Annotated in this window: 3 protein-coding genes; 2 read left to right on the forward strand and 1 reads right to left on the reverse strand. The window is 76.2% G+C overall.

Going from position 1 to position 6551, the window contains the following annotated elements; genetic code table 11:
* The coding region (locus ACSNOH_RS32600; RefSeq protein ID WP_436725063.1) for a hypothetical protein at window positions 1-3312 on the forward strand (3312 nt) is incomplete at its 5' end.
* Between the two features lie 52 nt (window positions 3313-3364).
* Window positions 3365-4330, forward strand: coding sequence for a bifunctional riboflavin kinase/FAD synthetase (locus ACSNOH_RS32605; protein ID WP_436725064.1), 966 nt, complete (start codon window positions 3365-3367; stop codon window positions 4328-4330).
* Window positions 4331-4419: 89 nt separating this feature from the next.
* Here ACSNOH_RS32605 and ACSNOH_RS32610 read toward each other — a convergent pair.
* Window positions 4420-6551 (reverse strand): MinD/ParA family ATP-binding protein (locus ACSNOH_RS32610; RefSeq protein ID WP_436725065.1); only part of this gene is annotated, 2132 nt, incomplete at its 5' end.

Raw genomic sequence — 6551 nt, forward strand, 5'->3', positions numbered from 1 at the left:
CCGGGGCCGCCGCCCGACGAACCCGCGCCCGCCCCGGCCGGCACGGGAGCACCCGGCGCCCTGGTGGTGACCGTCCCGCCGAGCGCCTGGCGCGGGACACCGGGCGGCGGCCCCGGAGGGCGCTGGATCGGCGACCTCCCCGGCGCGCGGAGCTCCGCCGACCCGCCGGAGCCCCCCGCGCCCCCGTCCTCCGGCGACCCGGAGCCCGCGGACAGCGCCGGGGCTGCCGTCCTGGGGCTCGTCGGCGGTCCCGGCACGGGCCGTACGACCGAGCTCCTCTCCCTCGCCTCGCGGCGCGCACGGGGCGCCGAACCGGCTCCCACACTCTGGCTGCGCGGGGCGGACCTGGAGGAGGGCGACACCAGCCTCCGGGACGCGGTCGCACGGGCCCTCGCAGCGGCCGCACGGATCGTCACGGCCTCCGCAGGGGCTGCCGGCACGGTGGGCGACCCCGCCGAGGCCACTCCCGAGGCCGTGGCCGCGCTGGGGCACCGCGTGGGGCGGCCTCTCCTCATCGTTCTGGACGGCCCCGAAGAGGTCCCGCCCGTTCTCGCGCACGCTCTGCCGGCCTGGACCGCGGCGACCGCCGCGTGGCTGGAGGAGACGTCCGCCCGGCTCGTCGTCGCCTGCCGCCCCGAGCACTGGGAGACGGCTGGCGCGCTCTTCCCCCGGACGGCGCTCCACGCGTCGACGGCCTCCGCCACCCCGCGCAGCCTCCCGCCGTGCGTGAGCCTGACCGACCTCGGCCCCCTGCAGGCCGAGCGGGCCCGCGCCCTCTACGGCATCCCGCCGGACGCCATCCACCCCACGGACGCCGCCCACCCGCTCGCCCTCCGGCTCCTCTCCGAGGTGCGGGCGGCGCTCCCCGGCGGGACCGCGCCCGGCGGAAGGACCGGCGAGGACGGGGCGCGGCCCCCCGACCGCTGGGACATCTTCTCCGCCTACCTGGACCTCGTCTGCCTGCGCATCGCCGTCCGGCTGGCCGCCGGGCGTCGCCCCGCGCTGCGCGGCACGGCAGTGCGCCGGCTCGCCGCGCGCGTCGCCGGCCAAGTGCACGAGGCGGCCCGCCGGTGCCTGGGGCCCGGCCAGGGGGAGCTGGAGCGCGAGGCCTTCGAGGAGCTCTTCCCGTGGCGCAACGGCTGGGCCTCGGCCGTCCTCACGGAGGGCCTGCTCGTCCCGGCCGGAACCGGCTACCGCTTCGCGCACGAGGAGTTCGCCGACTGGCTGCAGGGCGCCCACCTCGACCTCGACGCCGCCCTGCACACCCTGGTCCACCGCTGGTACGAGGCCGAGGACGGCTCCGGTGAGCACGACGCCCGGCTGCCGTCCCGCCCGGGCGGCGGGCCGGCACTGGAGGGCCACGTGCCGCCGCCCCCCGGATCCAGCCGCGCCCCGCGCTCCACGGCCGCACGCCGCCGCAGCCGCCGCGCGGCCCGGCAGAAGGCCCGCAAGCCGCTGCCCGTGCCCCGCCACCGCATCGGCCCTGTCCTCCAGGCGCTCCTCCTCCTGGCGCGGCGCTCCGGGCCGGATGCGCTCGCCCGCCGCCTGGGCGCCCTGGTCGACGCCGTGGCCGCGCTCCCGCCGTCCGGGCAGCCCGCCGCCGCGGACGGCGAGGGGCGCCCCGCGCTCCCCGATCCCGCCTGGTGGGCGGCGCACCTCCTCGGTGAGACCCTCCTGCGCGTTCCCGACGCCACTCCGTACCTGGGGGCCCTCAGGCTGCTCGCCGAGCGCCTCACGGCGCGTTCCCTGGCCCTGGGCGGCTTCGACAGCGGGGCGACGGGATCCCTGGGCGGGCTCGCCGAGTTCGGGCCCTGGTTCTGGCTCCGGCTGCCCCTCGGGCTCGCCGAGCGGCTCGACCTGCTCCGGCTGCTGCTCCCCGCGGACGCGCCGCCCCCCGGCCAGAGCCCGTACCAGCCCCATGCCCTGGAGAGCTCCGCGCCGGGCCCCGTGCAGCCTCAGCACACACCTCAGCCGCCGCACACGGACCGCTTCCTGCCTGCCGTCATGACCGTCCTCGCCGAGGACCCGTGCGCCGCGCAGGCCCTGCTGTGCCGCTGGTTCTCCGACGAGCGCCCCCTGCAGGCCGCCCCGTACGGCGATCACCTCAGGCTCACGGTCTCCACCGCCGCTCAGGTGCTCCTCCACACCCACCGGCACCGTGCCGTCGACGACCTCGCCGAGGCCCTCGTGGACGCCGCCCACCCCCGTGCGGACGAGCTCCTCGCCGCCCTCGCCGAGGACGAGCCGTCCGCGATCTGCCGCGCCGTGGACCGGTGGGCCCACGACGACCGCATCGAGCGGCACGTGGCGGCCGCCGCGTACGCCCTCAAGGCCGCACCCCACGTGATCACCGCCGCCGACCGCGAGCTGCTGCGCTACGCAGCGCTCGCCCTGCTGGCCCGCCCCGCGGAGGGGGCCCTGCACGGCACGGCGCTCGCCCTGCTCGTCCGCGACCACGAGACCCGCGCCAAGCACCTCCAGCGCGCCCTCGACCTCTTCGCGGCCTGCGACCCGCACCTTCCGGCCGGTGCCCTCGCCCCGGCCCTGACCACCCACCCCGAGCCCGTCCTCGCCGCCTTCCGCGCGCGGCTCTACGTACGCGGCGACGGGCCCGCCGACGTGCTGCGCACCCTCGCCGAGGTCACCACGCCCGCCCTCGCCCGGAGGGCCGCGGCCCTCGTGCAGGAGTACGTCGAGCACCATCCCGAGGGCGCCGGGCTTGCCGCCGCCTTCGTGGATCGCCGGCTCGAGGAGGGCCCCTCGGCACGCTCCGTGCTCTTCCCGCTCGTCGTCCACCTGCTCAGCAGCCGCCCGCCCCAGGTGCGCCGCGCCCTGGCCCCCGTCCTGGCCTTCCCGGGCACGCCGCTGTCCAGGCCGCTGCGTCAGGAGCTCCTGGAGGTGCTGCTGGAGCGCGAGCAGTACGGGCCCTATGAGCGCGACGTCACCGTCCTCGACGCCCTTCTGCGCGCCGTGGCCGCAGGAGCTGCCGAGCGCACCGAGGCCCGCACCCGCGACCTCGTGCACCGCACCGGCCTCCTGATGGCCCGCAGCCCCGAAGGTGCGGCATGCTTCGACCGCCGCATGGTGCAGCTGTCCCGCGAGATCCCCGCCTTCGGCGAACAGGTGCTCCGCTGGCTGCGCTCCGCTCCCGCGCAGTGGGCCGTCGTGGTGGGCCCGCGGGCGCGCATCAAGCTCACCGCCTGGGCGGGGGAGGAGGGCCCCGCGGAGCACACGGGGCGGGAGGACTCCCCTGACCTGACAGTCACAGGACCGGCCGATGCTGGGCGCCGCGAACCGGCATGGCACTCTTAGTCCTGCGTATATCGACAGACAAAAGTTCGGGTTCGGGCGAGGAGCGGGCACAGTGCAGCGCTGGCGTGGCTTGGAGGACATCCCCCAGGACTGGGGGCGCAGCGTCGTCACCATCGGCTCGTACGACGGTGTGCACCGCGGGCACCAGCTGATCATCGGGCGGGCCGTGGAGCGGGCGCGCGAGCTCGGCGTGCCGTCGGTCGTGGTGACCTTCGACCCGCACCCGAGCGAGGTGGTCCGCCCGGGCAGCCACCCGCCGCTGCTGGCGCCGCACCACCGGCGTGCGGAGCTCATGGCCGGGCTGGGCGTCGACGCGGTGCTGATCCTGCCCTTCACGGCGGAGTTCTCGAAGCTCTCGCCCGCCGAGTTCGTGGTGAAGGTCCTGGTCGACAAGCTGCACGCCAAGCTCGTCGTGGAGGGCCCCAACTTCCGCTTCGGCCACCGGGCCGCGGGCACCGTCGACTTCCTCGCCGAGCTCGGCGCCACGTACGACTACGGCGTCGAGGTCATCGACCTCCACGTGAGCGGCGAGGCGGGCGGCGGGGAGCCGTTCTCCTCCACCCTGACCCGCCGGCTGGTCGCCGAGGGCGACGTCGCGGGCGCTATGGAGATCCTCGGCCGCCCGCACCGTGTCGAGGGCGTCGTGGTGCGCGGCGCGCAGCGCGGCCGGGAGCTCGGTTACCCGACGGCCAACGTGGAGACGCTGCCGCACACCGCGATCCCGGCCGACGGCGTCTACGCCGGCTGGCTGACCGTGGGCGGCGAGTCGATGCCCGCGGCGATCTCTGTCGGCACGAACGTGCAGTTCGACGCCACGGAGCGCACCGTCGAGGCGTACGCCATCGACCGGACGGACCTCGACCTCTACGGGCTCCATGCGGCGGTGGACTTCCTGGGCTACCTGCGCGGCATGGAGAAGTTCGAGTCGATCGAGGCGCTGCTGCTGTGCATGGCCGGCGACGTGAAGCGGGCGCGGGACATGGTGGCGGCCTACGAGAAGGAGAAGGACGCCGCCTGAGGGCCGGTGTCGCTCCGCCGGAGTTGTGAGGAGGGGCCCATGCGGCGATCGCCGCATGGGCCCCTCCTGTTGTTCCGCTCCGTGCGGCGCTACTGCTGCGGGTAGCCGTACCCGCCCGGCGCGCCCGGCTGCCCGGGCTGCGCGTACGGGCCCGGCTGCGCGCCTCCGTACGGGCCCTGCGGGCCGTAGGGGTGGTACGGGGCGGCGGCCGGCTGGCCGGGCTGCTGCGGCTGCTCGGGGGCGTACGGGGCGGCGGGCATCTGCCCCATGGGAGCGGCCTGCTGGGGCTGGGCGTGCTCCCCGCCCCATACGCCGCGCTGCTGCTGGGCCCGGGTGAAGTCCTCCGCGACCATGGCCGAGAGGTTGAAGTAGGCCTCGCGCGTCTTGGGCCGCATCATCTCCAGGTCGACCTCGGCACCGGTCGCCAGGTGCTCGTCGAACGGGACGACGACCACGCCGCGGCACCGCTGCTCGAAGTGCGACACGATGTCCTCAACCTTGATCATCTTGCCGGTTTCGCGCACCCCGGAGATGACCGTGACGCTGCGCGAGACGAGCTCGGCGTAGCCGTGCGCATGGAGCCAGTCGAGCGTAGTGCTGGCGCTGCTCGCGCCGTCGACGGACGGCGTGGAGACGATGATCAGCTGGTCGGCGAGGTCGAGGACGCCGCGCATGGCGCTGTAGAGGAGACCGGTACCCGAGTCGGTGAGGATGACCGGGTACTGCCGGCCCAGCAGGTCTATCGCCCGCCGGTAGTCCTCGTCGTTGAAGGTCGTGGAGACCGCCGGGTCCACGTCGTTGGCGATGATCTCCAGGCCGGAGGGCGCCTGCGAGGTGTACCGGCGGATGTCCATGTAGCTGTGCAGGCTGGGAATCGCCGAGACGAGGTCGCGGATCGTCGCGCCCGTCTCGCGCCGCACGCGGCGGCCCAGTGTGCCCGCGTCGGGGTTGGCGTCGATCGCGAGGATCTTGTCCTGCCGCTCGCTGGCGAGCGTCGCACCCAGCGCGGTGGTCGTGGTCGTCTTGCCGACGCCGCCCTTGAGGCTGATCACGGCGATCCGGTAGCAGGAGAGGACGGGCGTACGGATCAGCTCCAGCTTGCGCTGCCGCTCCGCCTCCTCCTTCTTGCCGCCGAACTTGAAGCGGGGCGTGGCGATCTGCTTCTTCGGCTTCGGCTTGCTGCGCAGCAGCCGCTCCGAGGACAGCTCCATGGAGGCGGTGAATCCGAGCGGCGCCCCGTGCACCGAACGCTGCCGCTGCTCCGGCGTCACCGTGGGCCACCCCCCGGCGCGCGGGTCGCTGGGCACTCCGCCCTGCGCCCCCTCCTGGGCGGGCGCGGCGCCGCCGTCGCCATAGGGGGTCTGGGCGTACGGGTAGGGGGCGGGGGCAGGCGCTGCTGCCGCCGCCTCATGCGCGCCCGTGGGGCCGGGCTGCGCCTGCACGGCCGGAGGCAGCGCAGGGGAGCCGCTGAAGCCGTTCTGGGCGTGCGGGAGTTGCTGCCCCTCGGCAGGGGGCACCGGTGCCGGAGCAGCCGCAGCCTGCTGGGCGTCGGGGCGCGGGGAGCCGTCGAGGGGCGGCGGCACGGGGGCCCCGTGCGCGTCGGCACGAGGGGCGCCGTCGAGCGCGGGAGGCACCGGGGCATGAGGCGCGGCGGCGTCGGCGTGCGGGTACCCGTAACCGCCCTGCGGAGCCTGAGGGTTCGGCATGGGCGGCACGGCCGGTGCGGGGGCCTCATGCGGGCCGGTGAGGCCCTGCGGTGCAGGGGCGGTCGTGTTCTGCGCGGGAGGCAGAACGGCGGGCTGCTGCGGCTGGGCAGGGGGCGCCGGCGGGAACGCATGAGGCGCCGGAGCGGGCGCCCCATGCGTCTCAGGACGCGGGTACCCGTAGCCGTCCTGCGGGGCGGGAGCGGCCGCGTACGGGCCGGGCGCTGCGCCGTTCGGTGCGCTGTGGGCATCCGGGCGCGGGGAGCCGTCGAGGGGCGGCGGCACGGGCGCAGAGGCACCGTGCATGCCGGGGCGCGGGTATCCGTACCCGTCCTGCGGTGCAGGGGCGTTGGGCGCCGGCGGCACCGGGGTCTCCGGCTGCGGAACGGCCGGCACCGGAGCCGGGGGGACCGGCGCTGCGCCGTGCGACGGCACGGGGGTGTCGCCTGCCCCGTGCACGGTCGCATGGGGCTCCGCGGGCGTCTGCTGCGCGTCACCGGCAGCAGGCGCGGCGGAGC

Source organism: Streptomyces sp. URMC 127 (assembly GCF_051386535.1).
Taxonomy (GTDB): Bacteria; Actinomycetota; Actinomycetes; order Streptomycetales; family Streptomycetaceae; genus Streptomyces.